At 35.7% G+C, this 24,156-nt stretch carries 25 protein-coding genes, 3 tRNA genes and 1 pseudogene; 16 read left to right on the forward strand and 13 right to left on the reverse strand.

Going from position 1 to position 24,156, the window contains the following annotated elements; genetic code table 11:
- Positions 1 to 31 precede the first annotated feature (31 nt).
- The 7 genes and pseudogenes from EV197_RS08560 (at position 32) to EV197_RS08590 (ending at position 5,806) form a co-directional block, all read left to right on the forward strand.
- Complete coding sequence (locus EV197_RS08560) at positions 32 to 568, forward strand: LOG family protein (RefSeq protein ID WP_130286347.1); 537 nt, start codon at positions 32 to 34, stop codon at positions 566 to 568.
- Positions 552 to 1,090 (forward strand): annotated as a pseudogene (locus EV197_RS08565) (RNA 2'-phosphotransferase). Before EV197_RS08560 ends, EV197_RS08565 begins: the two are co-directional and overlap by 17 nt.
- 242 nt (positions 1,091 to 1,332) lie before the next feature.
- Entirely contained in the window at positions 1,333 to 2,775 is a 1,443-nt protein-coding gene (locus EV197_RS08570; RefSeq protein WP_130286348.1) for a nicotinate phosphoribosyltransferase, read from the forward strand.
- Positions 2,776 to 2,900: 125 nt separating this feature from the next.
- Positions 2,901 to 3,563, forward strand: a complete 663-nt coding sequence (locus tag EV197_RS08575) for a Crp/Fnr family transcriptional regulator (protein ID WP_130286349.1) — start codon at positions 2,901 to 2,903, stop codon at positions 3,561 to 3,563.
- A gap of 79 nt (positions 3,564 to 3,642) precedes the next feature.
- Positions 3,643 to 4,392, forward strand: a complete 750-nt coding sequence (locus EV197_RS08580) for a hypothetical protein (RefSeq protein WP_130286350.1) — start codon at positions 3,643 to 3,645, stop codon at positions 4,390 to 4,392.
- A gap of 225 nt (positions 4,393 to 4,617) precedes the next feature.
- Positions 4,618 to 5,103, forward strand: coding sequence for a TlpA family protein disulfide reductase (locus EV197_RS08585; protein WP_165389031.1), 486 nt, complete (start codon positions 4,618 to 4,620; stop codon positions 5,101 to 5,103).
- Positions 5,104 to 5,107: 4 nt separating this feature from the next.
- On the forward strand, positions 5,108 to 5,806 hold the full coding sequence (locus EV197_RS08590) for a DUF3291 domain-containing protein (protein WP_130286352.1): 699 nt from the start codon (positions 5,108 to 5,110) through the stop codon (positions 5,804 to 5,806).
- Here EV197_RS08590 and EV197_RS08595 read toward each other — a convergent pair.
- The 7 genes from EV197_RS08595 to EV197_RS08625 all read right to left on the reverse strand — a co-directional run bounded on the left by EV197_RS08595 (position 5,793) and on the right by EV197_RS08625 (position 10,045).
- Positions 5,793 to 6,245: a sterol desaturase family protein gene (locus tag EV197_RS08595; RefSeq protein ID WP_130286353.1), complete on the reverse strand. Its 453-nt coding sequence runs from the start codon at positions 6,243 to 6,245 to the stop codon at positions 5,793 to 5,795. The genes EV197_RS08590 and EV197_RS08595 overlap by 14 nt on opposite strands.
- 25 nt (positions 6,246 to 6,270) lie before the next feature.
- On the reverse strand, positions 6,271 to 7,110 hold the full coding sequence (locus tag EV197_RS08600; protein WP_130286354.1) for a phytoene/squalene synthase family protein: 840 nt from the start codon (positions 7,108 to 7,110) through the stop codon (positions 6,271 to 6,273).
- A gap of 27 nt (positions 7,111 to 7,137) precedes the next feature.
- On the reverse strand, positions 7,138 to 8,631 hold the full coding sequence (locus EV197_RS08605) for a phytoene desaturase family protein (RefSeq protein ID WP_130286355.1): 1,494 nt from the start codon (positions 8,629 to 8,631) through the stop codon (positions 7,138 to 7,140).
- A 6-nt stretch (positions 8,632 to 8,637) separates the two neighbouring features.
- A complete protein-coding gene (locus EV197_RS08610) occupies positions 8,638 to 9,537 on the reverse strand; it encodes a MerR family transcriptional regulator (RefSeq protein WP_130286356.1) in 900 nt (299 codons plus the stop codon).
- Positions 9,538 to 9,719: 182 nt separating this feature from the next.
- Positions 9,720 to 9,803 (reverse strand) — tRNA-Leu (locus EV197_RS08615).
- Between the two features lie 55 nt (positions 9,804 to 9,858).
- Positions 9,859 to 9,931: transfer RNA gene (locus EV197_RS08620), tRNA-Lys, on the reverse strand.
- Between the two features lie 41 nt (positions 9,932 to 9,972).
- Positions 9,973 to 10,045 (reverse strand) — tRNA-Lys (locus tag EV197_RS08625).
- A 141-nt stretch (positions 10,046 to 10,186) separates the two neighbouring features.
- On the opposite strand from EV197_RS08625, the gene EV197_RS08630 reads away from it, so the two are divergent.
- Complete coding sequence (locus tag EV197_RS08630) at positions 10,187 to 10,705, forward strand: shikimate kinase (RefSeq protein ID WP_130286357.1); 519 nt, start codon at positions 10,187 to 10,189, stop codon at positions 10,703 to 10,705.
- On the opposite strand, the gene EV197_RS08635 is transcribed toward EV197_RS08630, so the two are convergent.
- The 3 genes from EV197_RS08635 to EV197_RS08645 are packed head-to-tail and all read right to left on the reverse strand — an operon-like array spanning position 10,702 to position 12,189.
- Positions 10,702 to 11,202 (reverse strand): phosphoribosyltransferase family protein, encoded by a 501-nt coding sequence (locus EV197_RS08635; RefSeq protein ID WP_130286358.1) that lies wholly within the window; start codon positions 11,200 to 11,202, stop codon positions 10,702 to 10,704. The genes EV197_RS08630 and EV197_RS08635 overlap by 4 nt on opposite strands.
- 13 nt (positions 11,203 to 11,215) lie before the next feature.
- On the reverse strand, positions 11,216 to 11,797 hold the full coding sequence (locus EV197_RS08640; protein WP_130286359.1) for a methyltransferase domain-containing protein: 582 nt from the start codon (positions 11,795 to 11,797) through the stop codon (positions 11,216 to 11,218).
- Complete coding sequence (locus tag EV197_RS08645) at positions 11,794 to 12,189, reverse strand: RNA-binding S4 domain-containing protein (RefSeq protein WP_130286360.1); 396 nt, start codon at positions 12,187 to 12,189, stop codon at positions 11,794 to 11,796. The genes EV197_RS08640 and EV197_RS08645 overlap by 4 nt, the downstream gene beginning before the upstream one ends.
- A 92-nt stretch (positions 12,190 to 12,281) precedes the next feature.
- On the opposite strand from EV197_RS08645, the gene EV197_RS08650 reads away from it, so the two are divergent.
- A complete protein-coding gene (locus EV197_RS08650) occupies positions 12,282 to 13,502 on the forward strand; it encodes an FKBP-type peptidyl-prolyl cis-trans isomerase (RefSeq protein ID WP_130286361.1) in 1,221 nt (406 codons plus the stop codon).
- Positions 13,503 to 13,616: 114 nt separating this feature from the next.
- On the opposite strand, the gene EV197_RS08655 is transcribed toward EV197_RS08650, so the two are convergent.
- The 3 genes from EV197_RS08655 to EV197_RS08665 form a co-directional block, all read right to left on the reverse strand.
- A complete protein-coding gene (locus EV197_RS08655; RefSeq protein WP_130286362.1) occupies positions 13,617 to 14,237 on the reverse strand; it encodes a porin family protein in 621 nt (206 codons plus the stop codon).
- A 105-nt stretch (positions 14,238 to 14,342) separates the two neighbouring features.
- Entirely contained in the window at positions 14,343 to 15,296 is a 954-nt protein-coding gene (locus EV197_RS08660) for a transketolase family protein (protein WP_130286363.1), read from the reverse strand.
- Between the two features lie 25 nt (positions 15,297 to 15,321).
- Positions 15,322 to 16,167, reverse strand: coding sequence for a transketolase (locus EV197_RS08665; RefSeq protein ID WP_130286364.1), 846 nt, complete (start codon positions 16,165 to 16,167; stop codon positions 15,322 to 15,324).
- Positions 16,168 to 16,377: 210 nt separating this feature from the next.
- Here EV197_RS08665 and tgt point away from each other — a divergent pair, with 210 nt between their 5' ends.
- The 7 genes from tgt (at position 16,378) to EV197_RS08700 (ending at position 24,032) form a co-directional block, all read left to right on the forward strand.
- Positions 16,378 to 17,508 carry a tRNA guanosine(34) transglycosylase Tgt gene (gene tgt, locus EV197_RS08670; RefSeq protein WP_130286365.1) on the forward strand — a complete coding sequence of 377 codons (1,131 nt, stop codon included), beginning with the start codon at positions 16,378 to 16,380 and terminating at the stop codon, positions 17,506 to 17,508.
- 28 nt (positions 17,509 to 17,536) lie between these two features.
- Positions 17,537 to 18,613 (forward strand): LptF/LptG family permease, encoded by a 1,077-nt coding sequence (locus EV197_RS08675; RefSeq protein WP_130286366.1) that lies wholly within the window; start codon positions 17,537 to 17,539, stop codon positions 18,611 to 18,613.
- Entirely contained in the window at positions 18,600 to 19,532 is a 933-nt protein-coding gene (locus EV197_RS08680; RefSeq protein ID WP_130286367.1) for a DMT family transporter, read from the forward strand. The genes EV197_RS08675 and EV197_RS08680 overlap by 14 nt, the downstream gene beginning before the upstream one ends.
- Positions 19,533 to 19,585: 53 nt before the next feature.
- Positions 19,586 to 20,539: an acetyl-CoA carboxylase carboxyltransferase subunit alpha gene (locus EV197_RS08685; protein ID WP_130286368.1), complete on the forward strand. Its 954-nt coding sequence runs from the start codon at positions 19,586 to 19,588 to the stop codon at positions 20,537 to 20,539.
- Between the two features lie 168 nt (positions 20,540 to 20,707).
- Positions 20,708 to 22,255, forward strand: a complete 1,548-nt coding sequence (gene dnaB / locus EV197_RS08690) for a replicative DNA helicase (RefSeq protein ID WP_130286369.1) — start codon at positions 20,708 to 20,710, stop codon at positions 22,253 to 22,255.
- A gap of 67 nt (positions 22,256 to 22,322) precedes the next feature.
- Positions 22,323 to 23,507 (forward strand): asparagine synthetase B, encoded by a 1,185-nt coding sequence (locus EV197_RS08695; protein WP_130287092.1) that lies wholly within the window; start codon positions 22,323 to 22,325, stop codon positions 23,505 to 23,507.
- Between the two features lie 123 nt (positions 23,508 to 23,630).
- Positions 23,631 to 24,032 (forward strand): hypothetical protein, encoded by a 402-nt coding sequence (locus tag EV197_RS08700; RefSeq protein ID WP_130286370.1) that lies wholly within the window; start codon positions 23,631 to 23,633, stop codon positions 24,030 to 24,032.
- Positions 24,033 to 24,156 lie beyond the last annotated feature (124 nt).

The raw sequence follows: 24,156 nt of genomic DNA on the forward strand, positions 1-24,156 counted from the left end.
AGCGAAAGCTGGAATCAAAAATGTTATTAGTATGAAAAGATATGCAGCACTTTTTGGGGGTTCAGGTAAAGATAAAACTACCTTAGAATATAACGATACTGTTAAAATAGGAAGATTGTTAGCCGATATGGGTTATGTTGTTAAAAATGGTGGCTATGGTGGTATGATGGAGGCTGTTTCCTATGGTGCGCTACAACAGGGAGGAGAGGTAATCGGAGTTACTTGTAAACAAGTTGGAACAATTGAAGGTAATGATTTTTTGACCCAAACTATAGTTACTGAGGATTTGTACGATAGACTTAAGGTTTTAATCAATAATACTGAGCTTTTTATTGTGCAAAAAGGAGGTATCGGGACACTTTCAGAAGTTTTTCTGGTTCTAGATATTTTAAGAAAAGAACCAATAGCAAACAGACCTATGATGTTTTTTGTTGGTGATGCCTGGAAAAAAGTTATTGAGGTAGTTAAAAAACAATTACTTCCTGGTTATGAATACGAACTATTCCAAATAGTTGATGGATTTGAAGAATTAAAACTAGTGTTGAATTCAAATGAAATCAGAATATAAACATTTAAGCAAATTTTTAAGCTTTATTTTAAGGCATAATCCAGGCAAGATTGGCTTAGAGTTAGATGATCACGGTTGGGCGGAGGTAAAGGAACTGATAGCAAAAATTAGCCTTCAAGAACCTAATTTCACTTTTGAAGTACTCCAGACCTTGTGTATACCAATGATAAACAACGCTTCGCTTTTAATGAAAATCAGAGCAAAATCAGGGCAAGTCAAGGGCATTCTATTAGTATAGACTTACAATATACTGCGGTGCAACCGCCAGAATTTTTATATCACGGAACTATTGCTAAGTATTTGCCTGAGATTAAAGCCAAAGGATTACTTAAAATGAATCGGCATCACGTGCACTTAAGCGAAGATATAACTACGGCAACAAAAGTGGGTGCCAGAAGAGGTAAACCTATAGTGTTACAAATTGCTGCTGCTGCCATGGCTACTGATGGTATTCAATTCTTTACATCTGCAAATGGCGTTTGGCTTACCGATTCGGTACCTCCAAGCTATATCAAATTCTAAACACTTATTTACTAAAAGCAAGAATCTATTCTCTTTTTTTTGGGCTGTAATTTCAATATAAATCGTGATTCATGCCTTGCTTAACGCTGAAATAACCCATTTGGATTTCACGGTTCTCAGGGTATGCGATTAACTGTATTTTTTGGAGTTTTGAAGGGTAATTTTAAATTCTTTTTGATAAAAACTTGCAGGCATTAAATAATTAAATTAAATTTGTGTAAAAATAACGCAAAATAAAATATATGAACCCACTATTGCTAACAGACGGTTACAAACTTGGACATAGAGAACAGTATCCACAAGGTACATCTTTAGTATATTCTAACTGGACGCCAAGAAAAAGTAGAATTGAGGGTGTAGATAAAGTAGTTTTTTTTGGGCTACAATATTTCATCAAAGAATATTTAATCAAGCAATTTGATGCACATTTCTTTAACCTACCAAAACAAGAGGTGGTTGCTGAATATAAGCGTTATGTGGATCATTATCTAGGCGTTGATTATGATATTAGCCATATTGAAAAATTACACGATTTAGGGTACTTACCTATTGAAATCAAGGCACTGCCAGAGGGTAGTGAGGTGCCGATTCGAGTACCTATGTTTACATTGGTGAATACCATACCTGATTTTTTTTGGTTAACTAATTATTTAGAAACACTATTGTCCAATGTCATATGGCAGCCGTGTACCTCTGCTACCATTGCTAGCCAATATCAAAAAATATTACTGTCCTTTGCTCAGCAAACAGATCGTGATAATACAGGTTTTATCACTTGGCAGGGCCACGACTTTTCAATGCGCGGTATGTCGGGTACGGAATCTTCTATATTAAGTGGTATGGGACATGCTTTATCCTTTTCAGGTAGTGACACCCTACCGGTAGCTAAAGCTTTTGAAACCTATTATGGAGCAGATGTAACCAAAGAATTGGTTATTGGTAGTGTAAATGCTACAGAGCATAGTGTAATGTGTGCAGGTCGTAAAGATGATGAAATAGGAACGTTTAGAAGACTTTTAAACACATATCCTACAGGTATATTATCTGTGGTTTCAGACACCTGGGATTTATGGAAGGTAGTTACCGATTATTTGCCGCAACTAAAAGAAGAAATTTTAGCTAGAGACGGTAAATTAGTCATTCGACCTGACTCTGGAGATCCTGTGGATATCATTTGTGGCTGTGATCATGATGATCCGATCATTGCCAAAGGAGTTATTGAGTTATTATGGGACACCTTTGGAGGTACAACTAATGATCAGGGATATAAAGTGCTTAATCCTAAAATAGGTGCCATCTATGGTGATAGCATAACTCTAGAAAGAGCTACTCAGATTTGCGAGCGATTAAAGGAAAAAGGTTTTGCGTCAACCAATGTGGTTTTAGGTATCGGTAGTTTTACCTATCAATACAATACCAGAGATACCTTTGGATTTGCTATGAAAGCTACTTATGTAGAAGTAAATGGCGAAGGACGCGAAATCTATAAAGATCCTGTAACTGATGATGGAACTAAAAAATCTGCAAAAGGGCTAATTTATCTCTATGAAGAGGATGACACACTGAAGTTTAAAGATCAGGTATCCAAAGCGCAGGAAAAAGAAGGCTTGTTTAGAACTGTATTCAAAGACGGAAAGTTGTTGATTGATGAAGAATTATCAAGCATAAGACAACGATTAGCATAGTATAAAACTGAACTACTAATAAAAACGTTCTAAGGTAACTTAGAGCGTTTTTTTATCATCTTGGTTAGTTTTTCAATGCTTTATCGACTACATCATACGTCTTAATAGTTAATAGTTGCTTGCTCATGGATTCCTATTGGTTTTTCGAAGGGACAGATCTTTTTAAACTACTTTGTCCACATAAATTTAAAGCTTACAAAAGAGATCACATTTTTAATGCGTATAACAAAAATGACTATATCTATTTTCAAGAGGATTCAGCAAATAAAGTGTATCTCATCGAAAAAGGTAAAGTTAAAATTGGTTATTACTCAGAGAATGGTGATGAAGTCATCAATGCAATACTTACTAAAGGTGAGTTGTTTGGAGAAAAAGCAATTTTGGGTGAAAATAAGAGAAGCGAATTTGCACAATCTATGGATAATACCACTTCTATTTGTCCAGTCGGGGTACAGACACTACACGAGTTAATGCGAGATAATCAAAGCTTTACCCTCAAAATTTATAAATTTATCGGTCTACGATTAAAAAAATTAGAAAGAAGACTACAATTGCTATTATGTAAAGATGCCAAAACCAGATTACTAGAGTTTTTATATGATTTGCAAGATGACTATGGCCATTGTTGTCCTGAAACTGGAGATATGGTTATTATACATCCTTTTACCCAAAAGGATATCGCAAGTTTAATAGGTACTTCAAGACCTACATTAAATATTATGATGAATGAGCTTAAAGAGAACAGTCTTCTCGATTTCAATAGAAAAGAAATTCGTATAAAAAAATAGGTAGTGTTAGCTAGCTAACATTTTATGATGTTTTAGGTGTATACTTTTATGCTTAGATAAATCATAAAAACAAAAAGCAATGTTTAAAAAACTTTTTTTAGGACTTACCGTAGTAGCTTCGATCGCTATTTCTTGTAGCGACGATGATGATACTGCAGTGATAGTAGCCAATGCTGGGACCATTAGTGGTGGACCTTTTACATTTGATGTAGATGGAGAGTCAGATTTTGTATCCGGAATTACATTAGATAGTTCCACATCTTTAGGTGCTAATAGTACCTGGATAATTACGGATGATCAGGGAAATATACTTGGACTACCACCTACACTTACGGCTGTAGAGGGTGTTAATTTTGATGGGGCAGGGCCTGGAGTATGTTTGATTTGGTATGCTCGTTATAACGGAACGGTTACAGGCTTAGAAATGGGTATGAATGCAAATGATATCACTGGCGACTTTAATCTTTCCAATTCCATAACCGTAACAAGAAATCAGGTAGTCAATGCAGGATCACTTTCAGGTGGCCCTTTTGAATTTACTGTGGATGGAGCCGCTGATTTTGTATCAGGGATTACGCTTGATGATACTTTCGCCTTTGGTGAAAACAGTACGTGGATCATTACTGATGATACGGGAACCATTTTAGGATTGCCACCAACCTTAACCGCTGTTGAGGGGGTAAACTTTGATGATGCTGGTCCAGGCGTTTGTTTGATTTGGTACGCAAGATATAATGGAATGGTTACTGGCTTGGAAACAGGTATGAATGCTAATGCCATTATGGAAGATTTTGATCTTTCAAATTCAGTTAGGGTAACAAGAAATTGATACGTTACTTTATTAAAAAAAATAATTTTAACTTGAAGTAAGTAAAGAGCGGAAGATTATTCTTTCGCTTTTTTAATTTATAGGGTGTGCTTTTACCTAATATTAATACATTTGTGATATCATTAATCGGTATAATTTATGGATTCAAAGCGCATAAAGAAAAATGTAATCAATCTTTTATTTGTCTCAGTTATCGTTCTTTTTTTTATTCCTAACACTAGGGGTATGATGCAGATCTACCTAAACCGTTTGTTTTCATTAAGTCCGGATATGATTGAAAAAGAGGAACGAAGTTCGGTGTCTGATTATGACTGGAAATTACATGGAGTCAATAGGGAATCTATGAATTTTAAAGAGCTCAAAGGAAAGGTGGTTGTTTTAAATTTTTGGAATAGCTGGAAGCCTTCTTCAATAGCAGAAATGTATTCGCTCCAAGATTTATATAACCACTACCGGAATAATGATGATATTGCTTTCGTGTTCTTAACGGAAGATGATGATCCGGAGATCAATAAATATTTAAAGGATAAAAAGTATGAATATCCTATTTATCGCTCTTTGTCTACCTATCCAGAGCCCTTTGTAATGAATCCTATTCCGGGAACTTATGTATTGGATAAAGGAGGTCAAATAGCGATCTATAAAAGAGGAGTTGCCGATTGGAACACAAATACGGTCAAGGAATATTTGGATCAACTCATCGCTAACTAAAGATATGAACCAGATAACCACAATTACATTTTTCAAATACAAAGGTATATTTAACAAGTTTTGGGCCTTACGTATGATGGGATTGATGCCCTTGCGCTTAAAGTCAATTGCGGGACAGTCATTTTATAGATTAATGGGTAGTGGACAAAATAAGTTTAAACCCTGGCCGAACTGGAGTGTTTATGCTTTGTTACAGGTTTGGGATAACGAAGCAAGTGCTGATCTCTTCTTCGCCGAGTCGAATGTAATCGATAAATTTAAATCCAAAAGCGAGCATCATTATACTCTTTTTTTAAAAAATATATCTGCTAAAGGGAGTTGGATCGGTAAAAATCCATTTCAAAGGAGTACTTCCTTAGACCCAAATCAAAATAAGATCGCGGTCATCACCAGAGCTACCATAAAATGGAATAAGTTATTTCGATTTTGGAATTATGTACCTATTTCTCGAAAAGACCTTGTCCATAATAAAGGATTGCTGTATACACAGGGAATTGGCACAATACCTTTTCTACAAATGGCAACCTTTAGTTTATGGAAAGACAAAGAGGCTTTACTTGAGTTTGCTTATAAACAACCACATCACGCAAAAGCTATTACGAAGACTAAAAAATTGAATTGGTATAGAGAAGAACTTTTCTCCCGTTTTCAACCTTTTAAATCTTTAGGCAATTGGAGTGATGAAGGGCTTACCGATTTTTAAAATACTTGAAAGGTACAACTAGCATTCCAAAACATTCACCTTCTTCTTTACCTAAATGCTTGTGGTGTATTTTGTGTGCTCTTCTAACGCCTTTGGCATACCAGTTATTTACATTTCTGAAAAGTTTAAACCGCTGGTGAATAAAAATATCGTGGACTATAAAATAAGCGATCCCATAAGCTAGAATACCAAAACCTATTGGAAACCCTAACCAAAATGTTTCTGCATCGTGAAGCATAATACAAGTCATGCTGACAATAGCGTAAAAAATAAAAAATAGATCATTGCGCTCCCACCAGCTGTTGTGCTTTTTGTGATGGTGGTCTTTATGTAGTGTCCACAAAAAACCGTGCATAACATACTTGTGTGTAAACCATGCCATAAACTCCATAACACAAAATGCGGTAATAAATACTAAAATCTGAATCAGTAATTTCATGCTCTAAGCTAACTTTTGGTCAAAATTAAATCATATTTAATCGATAATCAACATATGATTTGGCTAATAAACCAACTTTTTGATAATTAGGCACCCTTATTCTAGTATTTTTTATTTCAAGTGAAGGTGTTCTTTTTAATTTATTCAATAACTTTCTATAATATATATATGCGGTGTATACGCCAAATTTTGCTTCTACTGGTAAATGCATTATACCGTTTAGCCCTTCATTAAAGTCATCTTCGATTTCTTTGATAATTTTCATTTTTGAAGCTTCATCCAATCGTTTGAGATCTGTTCCAGGAAAATAAGTTCTATTTAAATCTTCAAAATCCGCTTTAAGATCTCTGAGAAAATTAACTTTTTGAAAAGCAGATCCTAAGCGCATAGCACTTGGCTTTAATTCCTGATATTTTTCTTCATCACCATTTACAAAAACTTTAAGACACATTAACCCTACTACATCCGCAGAACCATAAATATATTCCTTGTACTCTTCGGTAGTTGTGTATACTTTTTTATACAAATCCATTTTCATACTGCTCATAAAAGCTTCATAGAGTTCTGGGTGGATATTGTATTTATGTACGGTTTCCTGAAAAGAATTTAATATTGGATTTAGACTGATTTTACGTTCAATAGCGTCATACATTTCCTTTTCAAATTCATTGAAAAGGGTTTCTTTATTATAATCGTGAAAGGTGTCAACAATCTCATCGGCAAAACGAACAAAACCATAAATATTATAAATATCCTGGCGTATGGTATCAGATAACATTTTTGTAGCCATGGAAAAAGAAGTGCTATACGATTGCGTAACGATCTTACTACATTGGTGCGATACTAGGTCGAATATTGCTTTCATAATAATTTGTGTTTAGGTTGATTAATTTTAAGTGGTTGATAGAATTGCTTTCGAATCTAGTTTGTATTCTGAAGCTACGATCCCAGCTACTAGTTTTCCCGAAATGAGCGATGGAGGAACTCCTGGTCCGGGAACAGTTAATTGTCCCGTAAAAAATAATCGATCTACTTTTTTACTTTTTAATTTAGGTCTTAAAAATGCCGTTTGTAATAAGGTATTGGCCATTCCATATGCATTTCCCTTATAAGAATTATAGTCTTTTATAAAGTCATTTACACAATACGACTCTTTAAATATAATATTATTTTGCACCTTTTGATTGGTTAAGGTTTCAAAACGAGTTATTATTTTGTTAAAATATTGTGCTCTCAACTCAGGAGTATCTTCAATTCCAGGAGCTAAAGGAATCAAAAAGAATCCGTTTTCGTGATCCTTTGGAGCCGTATCCCGATCTGTTTTTGACGTAAAGTTTGCATAGAACAGTGGCTCTTCTGGCCAGGAGGGATCGTCATAAATCGATTTGGCGTGCTGGTCAAAGTCAGTGTCAAAAAACAGATTATGATGTTCTATATTATCTAGTTTTTTGTCAAATCCAACGTAAAAAAGTAATGATGAAGGCGCAAATACTTTTTTCTCCCAATATTGCTCTGAGTATTGTCTGTATTTCTTATCTAGTAATGTTTCCGTATGGTGATAATCTGCTCCGCTGATAACCATATCGGCGGCTTGAAAGGTGTTATTTACGTTTATACCTGTACATTGTCCGTCTTTTACTTCAATTTTGGTAACATCAGCGTTAGTATGGATTTGTACTCCAAGTGATTTTGCTAAATCGACCATACCTTGTATGACCTGAAACATTCCCCCTTTAGGATGCCAGGTACCTAATCCAAAGTCTGCATAATTCATAAAACTGTAGAAAGATGGAGTTGCACTTGGTTTAGCACCTAAAAATAAAACCGGAAATTCTAATATTTTGATCAATTTTTCATTCTTAAACTCCTTACGAATTTCTTTAGAAATATTACTAAAAAATCGATTTAGTCGTGTTATGGTTTCACTCGTTACTAATTCTAAAGGTGAAATACCGGGGCGATAGACCAATTTATCAATAGCAATCTGATAATTATCTTTGGCTGTCGCAATGAATTTTTTGAGCTTATCTGAACTACCTTTTTCAACTGCTTCAAACGTTTCATAAATGGTATCAAGATTGTCACCTATAGTAATTTCATCATTTTGGTCGAAAATAACCTTGTAAGCTGGATTTAGCTTTGTTAACTGATAGTAATCCGAAGTTTTTTTACCGAAGTCATTAAAGAATTTTTCAAATACATCAGGCATCCAGTACCACGAGGGTCCCATATCAAAGGTAAATCCTTCTTGCTCAAACTGTCTTGCTCTTCCGCCAACAGAATCGTTTTTTTCACAAACGGAGACATCGTATCCGGATTGAGCTAAATAACAAGCAGCAGAAAGCGAGGAAAACCCTGATCCAATGATGATAATTTTTTTATTCATGGGGTGTTAATTAAGTATAGTGATGATTTCACTAATGGAGTCAAAATATTTATGATTAGTAGCACTTTCTTTGGGCATAAATGCGGTTTGTTTGCCAAGCATCCAGAAATCGTGTTGTTTATCCTTACATACAATATCATTAAAACTTTGCACGTAGTCTACGGCTTGATCTTTTTCAGGTTTGATAGTAAAATAGGACACAAAAACTACGTTATCATGATATTTGGTTAGGCTAGTTAAACTGTCCAAAGGAATACTGGGACCTAAATATATGGCTTTGTATCCGGCAAGCAAAATTTCGTAGTGCACATATAGTAACCCCAATTCGTGTATTTCATTTTCTGGTAAAAATAATACAAAAGCCTTATCATTTTTCGTGGGCTTCGCAAATTGTAGTTTCTCAATATTCAAAAGCATTTTTTGCTTAATCAAATTGGTGATAAAATGCTCGTGGGCGGGGTCAATAGTATTTGTTTGCCATAGTAAACCAATTTCCGTCAATAACGGAATAAATATATCTAAGAATATTTGCCTAAAGCTTCTTCGATCGGTTAATTGCTCATAAGTGCCTAAAAAGAGCTCAAGATCAAAGTTAAGCATTGCGATTTTAAGTGAATTCAGAGCTTGATACTTGGTGCTGCTATCAGAAACAATACGTCTCACATATTCATTTATCTCCTCTTCATTAAGTTTTGAAATCCTAGAGATTTTATAACCACTATTAACAAGGTAAGTTACGTTAAGTAATTTCTGCAGGCTCTTTAAATTGTACATTCGTATATTAGTATCAGTCCTGTCGGGCTCTAATAGATTATATCGCTTTTCCCATATACGAATAGTATGTGCTTTAATTCCTGAAAGATTTTCAAGATCTTTAATACTAAATGTTTGTTTAATATTGTTCACCTTTAGCTAAAAATGTTTAAACAAACATACTAAAAACTGGATAGTAATTATTTCTTTATTTGTTAAAAATAAGTAGGTTTTTGTTAAAAGGTAACGATTTGAAATCTAAGATTATAAAATGAATAGCTTTTTTGTTAAAACCTTGTAATATTTATGGAATACGTAAAATTAGAAAAGTAAAGTGCCCACGACTGGATTCGAACCAGCACGTCCTTGCGAACACCACCCCCTCAAGATGGCGTGTCTACCAATTCCACCACGTGGGCTTGAAGGTAAATATACAAACTAAAAAAAGTATCACAACAAAGTGATACTTTTTTGTGACCGGGCTGGGGCTCGAACCCAGGACCCTCTCCTTAAAAGGGAGATGCTCTACCAACTGAGCTACCCGGTCATTATGTGATATGAACTACGGTATTAAAATACACTAAAATGTGACCGGGCTGGGGCTCGAACCCAGGACCCTCTCCTTAAAAGGGAGATGCTCTACCAACTGAGCTACCCGGTCAAATAATAAGCATTCTTATTTCCTGAATGCGGGTGCAAATATACTATCAATAATTTATTTTTCAAGAAGAATTTGAGATAAATTTCAGAATTCCTCAAAATCGCAATTTTTTGTTAGTACCTTGCGTAAAAAAAGTAAATAATGAAAATTGTTTTAATGGGATACATGGGAAGTGGTAAGTCTACGATTGGCAAGCAGTTAGCCCAAAGTCTAAAGTATCCTTTTGTTGATTTAGATGAATATATTGAAGTACAAGAACAATTATCGATAAAAGAACTTTTTTCTCAAAAAGGGGAGTTGTATTTTAGGAAAAAGGAATCTTTCTTTCTACAAAAGCTCTTAAAAGAACATCAAAATTTGGTACTAAGCTTGGGTGGAGGCACCCCTTGTTTTGCAGGTAACTTAGAAGCACTACAACAACAAGGTTCAGTGAGTGTGTATTTAAAATCTTCAATAAAAGTGCTTACAGATCGTTTGTTTAAAGAAAAGGATCAAAGACCATTAATTGCTCATGTAACCGAAAAGGGTCAGCTAGAAGATTTTATACGAAAACATCTTTTTGAACGCGCTTTTTATTACAATCAAGCAAATATCATCGCAAATACAGATAATAAATCAATATCAGAGATTGTGTCTAACCTTAGTGAGGAAGTGTGCTAATTTAAAATAGCTATATCTTCTTCACCAAATTGTACTGTGATGTGCTCTTTTAGCGAAGTAGATAAAGAAATACCTTTGAAATCTGCTTTAATCGGATACTTTTTATGGTTTCGATTTACTAATACGGCGGTTTTAAATTGTTTTAAGGGTACGTCCAAAAAATGCTTGACACCGTAGATTAAGGCAGTCCCAGAATTTAACACATCATCTGCAAGTATTAGCGATTTATTGCGATAGGCTTCTGGGGAAAGATCTGTCGTGACTGTATTATGAGGCGCTTTTTTGTCCATAGAAACCTTACAAAGGGTAACTCTTATATCAGAAATCTTTTCGAGTATTGCTTTTATTTTATTTGCAAAAACGTACCCATTGTCAGCAATACCAGCGAGTACGATTTCTTTTTCATCAACATTAGTTTCATAAATTTGATAGGCTATTCTTTTAATTTTATGCTGAATTTGTTTATGATCCAGTATGGTACTGCTTTTAGTTTCCATGATTGCTATTTGCTTAATTGTTTTCAAAGATAAAAAACAGTTCGTTACCTTGTCTCGGAGGAATAGAATTATAACAAGGAGCTAAGGTGCTAATGTTGAAAAAGTTTGAAAATAATTTTTGATAGTCTTCCTTTACTCCTCCAAAAGGAGGGCCTGGTTTTTCAAACTCAGACGCAAATAATACACCTACAATTTTACCCTGTGGTTTTAAAAGTTTTTGGACCTGTAGGCAATAGCGTTCTCTTTTTTCTTTGGGTATGGCACAAAAAAAAGTTTGCTCTAGGATAATATCAAATGTATTTGTGTAGTTAAAAAAATCTTTAACAATCACTTGTTCCTTTGGAAAATCCGGTATTTTTTGCATAAATCCCTCCAGAACTTTGGGTACGAAATCTAAGATATAAATATTGGTATATCCTTGTCGATATAAATAAGCTGCCTCATAAGCGTTACCAGCCCCCGGGATAAGAATTTTAATTGTTTTTTCTTCAATCTGGGTAATATACTCCACAAGCGCTGGTGCAGGATAGCCAATATCCCAACCCGTTTGTTGCGTTTGGTAACGCTCAGCCCAGTAGTTTTTGTCTAATTTCATTCTTCTTTGTCTTTGGCATCTGTATTATCCCAATCGAACCAATCATCAAGATCTCTTCGGTCTTTTTTGGTAGGTCGGCCACTACCTTTTTTGCGATAATACTCTTTGGAGTATTTTAACAGATCCAATTTTTGCAACCTTTCCTCAGGAGTTACGTCTTTTCGATAGATATCAACAAGTTTAGCACCCACTCGATTATCTGGGATGTCTAATACTACAATTTCATAATTAATTTGGTTTTTGCGTACCGTAATTTTATCTGTAGGATATACCTCGCGCGATGGTTTAATCAAATCACCGTTTACGCGTACCTTTCCTTCTTTGCAAGCTTTAGAAGAAATGCTCCTGGTTTTAAAGTACCTGATACACCATAAATATTTATCAACACGCATAATAAAGTCTTAAAAAAATGTTTTTATTCTCTACTAATTATAAAACAAAAGTACAAGAAAATCGTATCTTGCGCCCTCAAAAAGGTAATGAGATGAAATTTGTAACATATCTTCTTTTGGCAATAGCCATATGTACAGTGGTATATTCCTGTCGCAAAGATGATGATAATGAGGTAGTAGCTGTCCCGGTAAGAGATCGGGGCGAACAACAAATCGTAGATGATGCGCTATTACAAGATTATCTTAGAACGCATTTTTATACGCTACAGGATATAGATTTAAATAATGATGATATTGCAGAATATCAGGTACCTATCTTTGATACCATAGCAGGTGATAATTCAGGGCAGCAATCGATTTGGGATTCTGGTTTACTAGAAACAAAATCTATTACCAGAAATGATGTGAATTATACGTTATATATCTTAAAATTTAACGAAGGTGCTGGGATTAGTGAACGTAAAAGTTCACCGGTATTTACAGACTCGACCTATGTTACGTATAGAGGAGAAATCCTGTATGATAACGTAGATGCTGATGGAGACGGTATCCCGGACGTAGCTGATGTAGATGCTGACGGAGATGGTGTCGCTGATGTGATTGACGAAGAAGTAAGAACAGACAGGGATGGAGACGGAATTGCTGATGACAGTGATGCAGATGATGATGGTACACCTGGAACTGACCCTGGTAAAGAAGACAGTGATGGTGATGGAATTATAGACGAAAAAGATCCTGTAGATAATACGGATCTTGACAGAAGAGTATTTGATAGTGCTGTGACTCCAGTTTGGTTTAATCTAGTATCTGTAATAGAAGGGTTTAGAGAAGCAACTGTGGATTTCAAAGTTTCATCAGGCTTAGAAAGTCCTCCGCCAGCTGATGGAACGGTAGATTACATCGATGACTTTGGGGACTTTACAGTATTCATCCCTTCAGGTTTAGCGTATTATGTAAATCCTCCTCTAGGTTCTGGAATACCTTTGTATTCTTCTTTAGTATTTAACGTACAATTGTATGAGTTAAATGAAGCAGATCACGATAGAGATGGAATTCCTTCATATCTTGAAGATTTGGATGGAGATCGATTAGTTATTGATGAAGACGATGATACAGATAATAATGGTTTTTCGAATTATATAGACGCGGATGATGATGGTGATGGTACGCCTACTAAAGATGAGATCACCGAATTAGGTGATTTGAACAATGATGGAAGCATATCCTTAGATGAATTGGTTTTTTATGATGATGATGGTGATGGGGTACCGAATCATTTAGATCCTGATGATGATGAATTTAAAAATGATTAAGTTATACTTAAACTACGCATAGTAGCTAGGTAAAATGTATGTACTTTACAAATAGTATAAAAGCCAGTAAGATTTATTTCTACTGGCTTTTTTCATTTTGGTCACAAGGACCTTTTATAAATCTAATCCAATACTAAGAATGAACTGATTTGGGCGTGAATCAACACGTACATCACTTCCTGTATTTGTATCGATTGCTTGAGCCTGGTTATCAGTAAAACCTCTCTCGTATCGGATATCCGCATTAAATGGGCCGATTTGAATTCCGGTTCCAAATTGAAAGCCTATGGTAAACTCATTTTTTACATCACCTAATCGGACATCATCTAAATCATTCTCTACCATATATTGCAAGGATGGTCCACCAAAAACATGAAAAACTTTAAGTACTCTCACCCCCGCCAAAATTGGTAGATCCAATTTTTGAATATCATACCCCAGCTTGCGGTTATCTACGGTATAACTACTACTGTTTTTAGTGTACTGTAGCTCTGGTTTTAAGTAGAATTTATCAGAGAGATCTCCACGGAGAAATACCCCAAAATGATATCCAATTCTGTCATTGGCATCTTCTGTGATAATGTTGGAGCCAGCTCCAGTAAGATCTCTAATTTCAATTTCACCATTATCGCCGTAGTTAAGCCCAGCTTTAAGTCCAAATGTAATTCCACTACCGTTTTGTGCCATTGTTACACTACTAACAGTAATGAAAAATAAAATAATTGCTTTTTTCATCTTTCTTTAAAAGAGTTTTAATTCATAAATGTTTCAGTTTTTCTAAAATCAAAAAGGGTACCAAAAATTGATACCCTTTATTATTGCTATTTGAGAAAGCAAATTTTATTTTCTCTTCATTACCTTTTCAGCAGCTTTACTGATAGATAAAGCATTAAGACCGTACTTTTCCATAAGTTGTGCTGGTGTACCACTTTCACCAAAGGTGTCCTGAGTTCCAATAAATTCCTGAGGACAAGGATGATTCGTTGAAAGTACTCTAGCAACACTTTCTCCCAAACCACCATAAATATTATGCTCTTCTGCAGTAACTACGCAGCCTGTTTTTTTAACCGAAGCTAATATAGCTTCACTATCCAAAGGCTTGATCGTATGTATATTTATTACTTCTGCACTAATACCTTTTTCTTCTAACGATGCTGCCGCTTGTATAGCTTCCCAAACCAAATGACCAGTTGCTACAATAGTCACATCTTTTCCTTCTAATAAACGTACTGCCTTACCAATCTCAAAATTTTGATCTTCAGCAGTAAAGTTTGCCACTTTAGGACGTCCAAATCTTAGGTATACCGGTCCGTTGTGTTTAGCAATGGCAATAGTGGCTGCCTTAGTTTGATTAAAATCACAAGTGTTGATCACTGTCATTCCAGGTAGCATTTTCATTAGGCCGATATCCTCTAGGATTTGATGCGTAGCACCATCTTCTCCCAAGGTTAAACCAGCGTGCGAAGCACAGATCTTAACATTTTTACCGGAGTATGCTATGGATTGTCGTATTTGATCATAAACACGTCCGGTGGAAAAGTTAGCAAATGTACCAGTAAACGGTATTTTACCTCCAATTGTCATTCCGGCTGCTATACCCATCATATTAGCTTCGGCTATACCTACTTGGAAGAAGCGATCTGGATGATTTTCTTTAAAGGCATCCATTTTTAGGGATCCGGTAAGATCAGCACATAAGGCCACCACGTTTTCATTTGCTTTACCAAGTTCTTCTAATCCAGCTCCAAAACCTGAACGTGTATCTTTTTTTCCTGTATCTGTATATTTTTTCATGTATTCGATTTTTTAAAAGGGATTATTAATAATCTCCTAGGGTTTCAGGATTTTGAGCTAAACCGTTTTCTAATTGTTCATCATTCGGTGCTTTACCGTGCCAGGCGTGGGTGTGCATCATAAAGTCCACGCCATTACCCATTACCGTATGCATTAAAATACAAACAGGTTTTCCTTTACCAGTTCTTGATTTTGCTTCCTTAAGTCCATCGATAACTGCAGTGATGTTGTTTCCGTCCTTAATTTCCATAACATCCCAACCAAATGCTTCAAATTTGGCTTTTAAATCGCCCAATGGTAAAACATCATCTGTTGATCCATCGATTTGCTGTCCGTTGTAATCGATAGTACTGATTAGATTATCTACTTTTTTTCCAGCCGCGTACATAGCTGCTTCCCAAACTTGTCCTTCCTGTAATTCGCCATCTCCGTGCAGGCTATAGATTAGATGGTCGTCGTTATTTAATTTTTTAGATAACGCTGCGCCAATAGCAACGGACATTCCTTGTCCAAGTGACCCAGAGGCAATTCGTACACCTGGTAAGCCTTCGTGAGTAGTGGGATGCCCCTGTAATCTACTATCGATTAGTCTAAAGGTGTTAAGTTCCTCAACCGGAAAGTATCCGCTACGTGCTAAAACGCTATAGTAAACTGGAGAAATATGACCATTAGAGAGAAAAAATAAATCTTCTCCAATTCCATCCATTTCAAATCCATCATTTCTTTCTAGGATTTCCTGATAAAGAGCAACAAAAAATTCGGCACAGCCCAAAGAGCCTCCGGGATGTCCTGAATTTACTTTATGTACCTGGCGTAGAATATCTCTACGGACCTGGGTTACAAAATCTTCTAATTGTGTTGTGTTTGGCATTATGAACCTTATTACGTTTAAGCCGCAAAAATAAATCTTTTGTGTCCTGCTACAAAATGAATAATAGCCTTTTAATTAAAAGATTATTGTTAATAACCTACTTTTTAAAAAGATTAGAGAATTGAAGTTAGATTAGTTGCCTATCTTTGCCGTTCAATTTTTACCAAATGCTTATTTATACGGCATAAATAGCTATAGCGCGTCAATTCTATGAAGTTTGAGATAAAATCTAAAGATCCATTAACAAAGGCAAGAGCGGGTACCATCACTACAGATCACGGTACAATCGAAACACCAATTTTTATGCCTGTAGGTACGGTGGCCTCTGTTAAAGGAGTGCATCAAAGAGAACTTAAGAATGATATCAACCCAGATATTATATTAGGTAATACGTATCATTTGTATTTAAGACCACAAACTACGATACTGGAGAAAGCAGGTGGACTGCATAAATTTATGAATTGGGATAGAAACATACTTACGGATAGTGGCGGCTATCAGGTCTATTCCTTATCGGCAAATCGAAAAATAAAAGAAGAAGGGGTAAAGTTTAAATCTCACATCGACGGATCATATCATGTTTTTACCCCAGAAAATGTGATGGAGATACAACGAACTATTGGTGCTGATATTATAATGGCCTTTGATGAATGTACACCGTATCCTTGTGATTTTAAATACGCAAAACGGAGTATGCACATGACCCATAGATGGTTAGAGCGCTGTTTGCAACATCTCAAAAAAGTACCCGTTAAATATGGGTATGAGCAAACGTTTTTTCCGATTGTTCAGGGGAGTACCTATAAAGAGTTAAGAAAACAATCAGCAGAATATATTGCTGGTGTTGGGGCAGAGGGTAATGCTATCGGTGGTCTGTCCGTTGGAGAGCCAGCGGAAGAAATGTACGCCATGACAGAAGTGGTTACAGAAATACTGCCAGAGGATAAGCCTCGTTATTTAATGGGTGTTGGTACTCCTATAAATATATTAGAAAATATTGCACTGGGTGTAGACATGTTTGATTGCGTGATGCCCACACGAAATGCCAGAAATGGAATGCTTTTTACTGCTTATGGAACGATAAATATTAAAAATAAAAAATGGGAAGACGATTTCTCGCCCATAGATGAAATGGGTATCACCTTCGTGGATACGGATTATTCCAAAGCCTACTTAAGACATCTTTTTACGGTAAATGAATTATTAGGTAAGCAGATTGCAACAATTCATAACCTGGGATTTTATTTATGGTTGGTTAGAGAAGCAAGAAAGCATATTTTAGCAGGAGATTTTGAATCGTGGAAAAATAAAATGGTGAAACAGATGGATCGCCGTCTATAACACTTTTGGTGAACGTAAAGTAATTTTGATGAAAATATTAGATTGGTACATTCTTAAAAGATACTTAGGTACTTTTTTTACCATGATACTCCTTTTTATACCAATTGGGATCATTGTAGACCTGTCAGAAAAGATAGATAATATGTTGGAGCACGAGGCTCCTTTGAAGGCGGTGTTAGCGTATTATCTCGATTTTACGGTGTATTTCGCCAATTTATTATTTCCGCTTTTTGTATTTCTATCGGTCATTTGGTTTACCTCAAAACTAGCGAATAAAACAGAGATTGTTGCTTTTTTAAGCTCAGGAGTGTCTTATTGGCGTTTTTTAAGGCCATATATGATAGGAGCAATCATTATCTGTATTGGTGCGCTGGCTATGGGACTTTTTTTAGCGCCAAAAGCAAGCGAAGGTTTTAACGATTTTAAATATACGTATCTCAAAAAAGGAAGAAAAATTCAAGATACTCGTAATGTATATCGACAGCTTAACGATAGTATATTTTTGTATGCCAGTAATTTTGAACCGTTGAAAAAATCGGCTACCAATTTTACTTTAGAGTATTTTGACGGCAATCGTTTGGATACTAAAATTTCTGCAAGAAGAATTGTGTTTATTGAAAAAGACAGCATTTATGAAATGAGAGATTTCGTAAAGCGAAAGGTGCTTGAAAACGGAGACATAATCGAAAAAGCCAGAAAAAAAGATACGGTGCTCCCTTTTAATATCGACGAGTTTACGCCGGTAACTTATGTTGCCGAAACATTGAATTATACGGAATTGAGTGATTTTATAGAAAAGGAAAAAAAACGGGGTTCTTCCGATATCAATAGGTATATGGTAGTTGCATACAAACGGTGGAGTATACCTATTTCAGCTTTTATTTTAACCGTTATCGGTGTTGCAGTGTCTTCCGTAAAACGAAGAGGAGGCATGGGGATCAACTTAGCCGTTGGTATTTCATTAGCTTTTGTTTTTATATTTTTTGACAAAGTACTAGGTACTATGGCAGATCAATCTGATTTTCCACCTATTGTAGCTGTTTGGTTTCCTAATGTAACTTTTGGGATTTTAGCTATTTATTTACTCTACAATGCCAAACGTTAAACTCCAAAATTATTTCCATCTCCATTTTATCGTTTTTATTTGGGGATTTACCGCAATACTTGGCGAATTAATAACTATTGAAGCTTTACCCTTAGTTTGGTATAGAATGCTTACCGCTACTATATTTATTTTCATTTATATCAAATTGATGAAAATACCATTACAGGTAAGTAAGCAAGACTTTTATCTCTTGTCTTTTGCCGGGGCTGTCATTGCATTGCATTGGATTACATTTTTTGGAGCCATTAAAGCCTCTAATGTTTCTATAACCTTATCGATTTTATCTTCAGGAGCATTTTTTACCTCTTTATTAGAACCGCTGTTTTATAAACGAAAAATTATTTGGTATGAAGTGCTTTTTGGACTTATCGTAATTGGAGGATTGTATATAATTTTTAAGGTAGAAGGGGAGTACGTGACTGGGATCATCTTAGCCATTATTTCTGCATTTTTATCGGCTGTTTTTTCGCTTATTAACGGTAAATTAGCGAAGCGGCATAACCCCAGTAGGATCTCTTTTTATGAATTAGGATGTGGGGTAGGATTAATAACCATATATCTGCTTATAACTTCGGTACTTGGTAAGACTGACTTAGGTTTCACGAAAGCATTTTTTATTTTATCCGCATCTGATTGGATGTATTTAATGATTCTTTCCATTATCTGTACCGCCTATGCCTTTATCGCTTCTGTTAAGGTCATGAAGTTTTTAAGTCCGTATACGGTGATGTTAACCATTAATTTAGAACCCGTTTACGGTATCTTTTTAGCCTTTTTGATATTTGGAGACGCAGAACAAATGAGTGTACAGTTTTACTATGGTGCTGCAATTATTCTAGCGACTGTGCTACTAAATGGTATTTTTAAAAATGCTAAAAAACTAAAAAGAGCTCCTTTTAAAAGCAACTATACCAACTAAAGTTTTTATATTTGTCTGCTAACCCTTGAAACAAATAAATCTAATCTTATATTATGGAATATTTAGATTTTGAACTCCCTATCAAAGAATTAGAAGAGCAATACCATAAAGCTTGTGAGATAGGTGAAGAAAGTAATGTGGATGTTTCTGATACCTGTAAACAAATCGAAAGGAAACTAAAGGAAACCAAAAAAGAAATCTATAAGAATCTTACGGCTTGGCAGCGCGTGCAGTTATCCAGGCATCCTTCTAGACCCTATACCTTAGATTATATCAAGGCTATCTGTGGAGATTCTTTTTTAGAATTACACGGGGATCGAACGGTTAAAGATGATAAAGCCATGATTGGTGGTTTAGGAAAAATAGGTGACCAAAGTTTTATGTTCGTAGGCCAACAAAAAGGGTACAATACCAAAACCAGACAATATCGAAACTTTGGTATGGCTAATCCCGAAGGATATCGAAAAGCATTACGACTTATGAAAAGTGCAGAGAAATTCAATATACCTGTAGTTTGCTTTGTAGATACACCGGGTGCTTATCCAGGCTTAGAAGCTGAAGAACGAGGACAAGGGGAAGCTATTGCACGAAATATTTTGGAGATGACACGCCTTAAGGTACCTATCATTGTGGTGATTATAGGAGAAGGTGCGAGTGGTGGAGCCCTTGGAATTGGAGTAGGAAATAGAGTGTTGATGTTAGAAAATACTTGGTATTCTGTGATCTCTCCAGAATCTTGTTCCTCTATCTTATGGAGAAGCTGGGAATATAAAGAACAGGCAGCTGAAGCACTGAAGTTGACTGCCAAGGATATGAAAAAGCAAAAGCTTATCGATGAGATTGTAAAGGAACCGCTTGGAGGTGCACATACTGATCGCGAAAAAGCGTTTGCTATCGTTAGAGATCGAATTTTTGAAAATTTTCAAGAGTTGAAAAACTTATCACCAGAAGAATTGGTGGAATCCAGAATGGAAAAATATAGTAACATGGGGGTTTTTAAAGGATAATCCCTAAGAAAACACTTGCTAACAAAATCTGAAACTTGCAGTTTCGGATTTTTTTATGCTTATTAACAATAAATAGAAGTTATTAACAGCAGGATTGTTGAAGAGCTGTTAACATTCGTATCTTTGTAAAAGGGGCGATCTCTTTACAATTTTTTTACATTCGTAACTATGGAAAAAGTGCCAGAGGTTAAAAACATTAAATACGGGGGAGCAAATATAATTTCATTAGAAAAGGGGAAAATACCTCCGCAAGCTACTGATTTAGAAGAAGTTGTGCTTGGCGCAATGATGATCGATAAAAAGGGAGTCGATGAAATTATCGATATTCTTAATCCAGACGTTTTCTACAAAGAAGCACATCAATACATTTTTGAAGCGATTTATAAATTGTTTCAAAATTCAGAACCAATTGACTTATTAACTGTTTCGAGTCAATTGAAGAAAGATGCTAAGCTCGAAGTTGCAGGAGGAGATTATTATTTGATTCAACTTACCCAAAAAGTAGCATCTTCTGCACACATTGAGTTCCATGCACGTATTATTTTACAGAAATACATTCAGCGTAGCTTGATCAAAATTTCGAATGAAATTATTGAAGAGGCTTATGATGAAACATCTGATGTTTTTGATTTATTAGACGCCGCAGAATCTAAATTGTACGAAGTTACCCAAGGTAACATTAAACGATCTACAGAAACAGCACAAAGTTTGGTTATCCAGGCCAAAAAGAAAATACAGGAGATATCTAACAAAGAAGGTCTGAGTGGGATCCCATCTGGGTTTGATAAATTGGATAAACTTACCTCAGGATGGCAGCCAAGTGATTTAATCATTGTGGCTGCCCGTCCAGGTATGGGAAAAACAGCGCTAACCTTGTCCATGGCTCGAAATATGGCCGTAGGTCAAAATATACCTGTTGCATTTTTCTCACTAGAGATGTCATCGGTTCAGTTAATTACACGATTGATTTCTTCTGAGACCGGTCTTTCTTCAGAAAAATTAAGGACAGGTAAGTTAGAAAAGCACGAGTGGGAACAACTAAATGTTAAAGTCAAGGATCTGGAAAAAGCGCCACTTTTTATCGATGATACCCCCTCACTTTCTATATTTGACTTAAGGGCAAAGGCAAGGCGTCTTGCCTCTCAGCACGGTATTAAAATGATTGTAATCGATTATTTACAGTTAATGACTGCTGGTGGAAGTGGAAAGAATGGAAATCGAGAGCAAGAGATCTCTACTATTTCGCGTAACCTAAAAGCCTTGGCTAAAGAATTAGAGGTACCTGTAATAGCTTTATCTCAGTTATCTCGTGCGGTTGAAACCCGTGGGGGTAGTAAGCGTCCGTTGTTAAGTGACCTTAGGGAATCTGGAGCAATTGAGCAGGATGCGGATATCGTTGCCTTCATCTATAGACCAGAATATTATAAGATTGATGAATGGGACGATGAAGAACGTTCACCAACACAAGGTCAAGGTGAATTTATTGTCGCCAAGCACAGAAATGGTGGATTGGACAATATCAGGTTAAAATTCATTGGACATTTAGGTAAATTTGATAACTTAGATGACTTTGGCACTCCTTTTGAATTTCATTCTAAAATGAACGACGGAAATGAAGAAGAACCGTTTAGTACTTCTCATTTTCCTAGTGCGGATGAAGCTTTCGGAAGCAGCCTAAACGATTCTAATGATGATGAAGACGAAGTACCTTTTTAAATACCTTTTTGTAGTAATAGTTTTATGTTGTAGTACTGTAGCTAAGGCATCTTATGTCTTATTACCAATGGATGCAGAAACGCAACAAAACCACCTTAAAGCCTATGGAATAACCTACTGGACTTTAAGTAAGGATCTTAAAGTAAAATGGTTGCTCAATTATCGTGGTGGTTCTTTTTTACTACCTGATACAGAACAAATCCGTAAAGAATGTACCATCCGTGGGGTTTCTTATGAGGTCTTATCCGACGCAGAAACTACTGCAATCCTAGATGAAATCAGTAGTCCTTCAAAAAATATGGAGGCTGTTATTTTAGAAAAAGCACCTAAAATAGCGGTATATTCTCCTAAAGGGAATCAACCCTGGGATGATGCGGTAACTATGGTATTGACTTTTGCAGAAATACCTTATGAAACCATATATGATCAAGAGGTACTCAATGATAATCTGATTTTATACGATTGGTTACACTTGCATCACGAAGATTTTACTGGTCAGTATGGTAAATTCTATGCTAATTACAGAGCCACACCTTGGTATATACAAGAAAAAGCAGAAGCAGAAAAACAAGCTGCAGAACTGGGCTATAGTAAAGTGTCGGACCAAAAATTGGCTGTTGCGCTCAAAATAAGAGATTATGTAGTAGGTGGAGGTTTTATGTTTGCCATGTGCAGTGCTACCGATAGTTTTGATATTGCCCTAGCAGCGGAAGGTGTAGATATTTGTGAACCTATGTTCGATGGGGATCCTAGCGATCCAGGTTATCAATCCAAGATAGATTATAGTAAAACCTTTGCGTTTAAGAATTTTACGCTAGAGCGTAGTCCTAATGTATATGAGTTTTCTTCTATTGATATGACCCGTAATCGTAGAATCAATAAAGAAACAGATTATTTTTCTTTGATGGAGTTTTCTGCCAAATGGGATCCTGTGCCTACGATGTTGTGTCAAAATCATACTATGTTGGTTAAAGGATTTATGGGACAAACCACAGCCTATAATCCAAACGAAGTTAAATCCAATGTATTGGTACTAGGAGAAAACAAAACCAATGGCGAAGCCAGATACATCCACGGTATCAAGGGCAAAGGTTTTTTTACCTTTTATGGGGGGCACGACCCTGAGGATTATACCCATAGGGTAGGAGATCCTAAAACGGAATTAGAATTGCACCCTACATCGCCCGGTTATCGATTAATCTTAAACAATGTTCTTTTTCCTGCGGCTAAGAAGAAAAAACAAAAAACCTGATATTTTATAATTCACTGCTTTCAGGGTGTTTAGAGACATACCATTCTTTTAGTTTTATTCCTTAATTGGATAAGGTTATGAATTTAAAATTCATAGTCGATGTATCTCGACCAAAAAAGCGTTATGAATACTAAGATTTTAATGATGGCAACCGCTGTTTATTTAGGTTTAACGGGGTTGGCATTGACTTTTCTACCACAAGAAATCGCCCAAAATCTCAATAGTAATTCCGATCAAGTGACTCGGCTGTTGTTACAGGTTTTAGGTGCGTTATACCTGGGTTTTGCAATGCTCAATTGGATGGCAAAAAATAATCTTATAGGCGGGATCTATAGCAAACCCTTAGTGGTGGGTAATTTAGCGCATTATGTCATTAGTTCCTTTGCTTTAGTTAAGGTGGTTCACCAATTTTCAGGTGATGTGTTTTCGATTATGATAGGAATTACTGTAGTGTATATCATCTTTTCTTTGTGCTTCGCCTATGTCTATATAGCGAATCCCACAAAACTTACTGTAAACAAGTAATAAAAATTAAAATGCGTCAATTTTTTAGAAAACATCTAAAAACACTTTGCTTTTTGTAATGCTACCTAGTACTATTTTTAGTAATTTTTATCGTTAAAAAGTATGATTTTATAGATAAAAGGTT

Source organism: Aquimarina brevivitae (assembly GCF_004216895.1).
In the GTDB taxonomy this organism is placed as follows: domain Bacteria; phylum Bacteroidota; class Bacteroidia; order Flavobacteriales; family Flavobacteriaceae; genus Aquimarina; species Aquimarina brevivitae.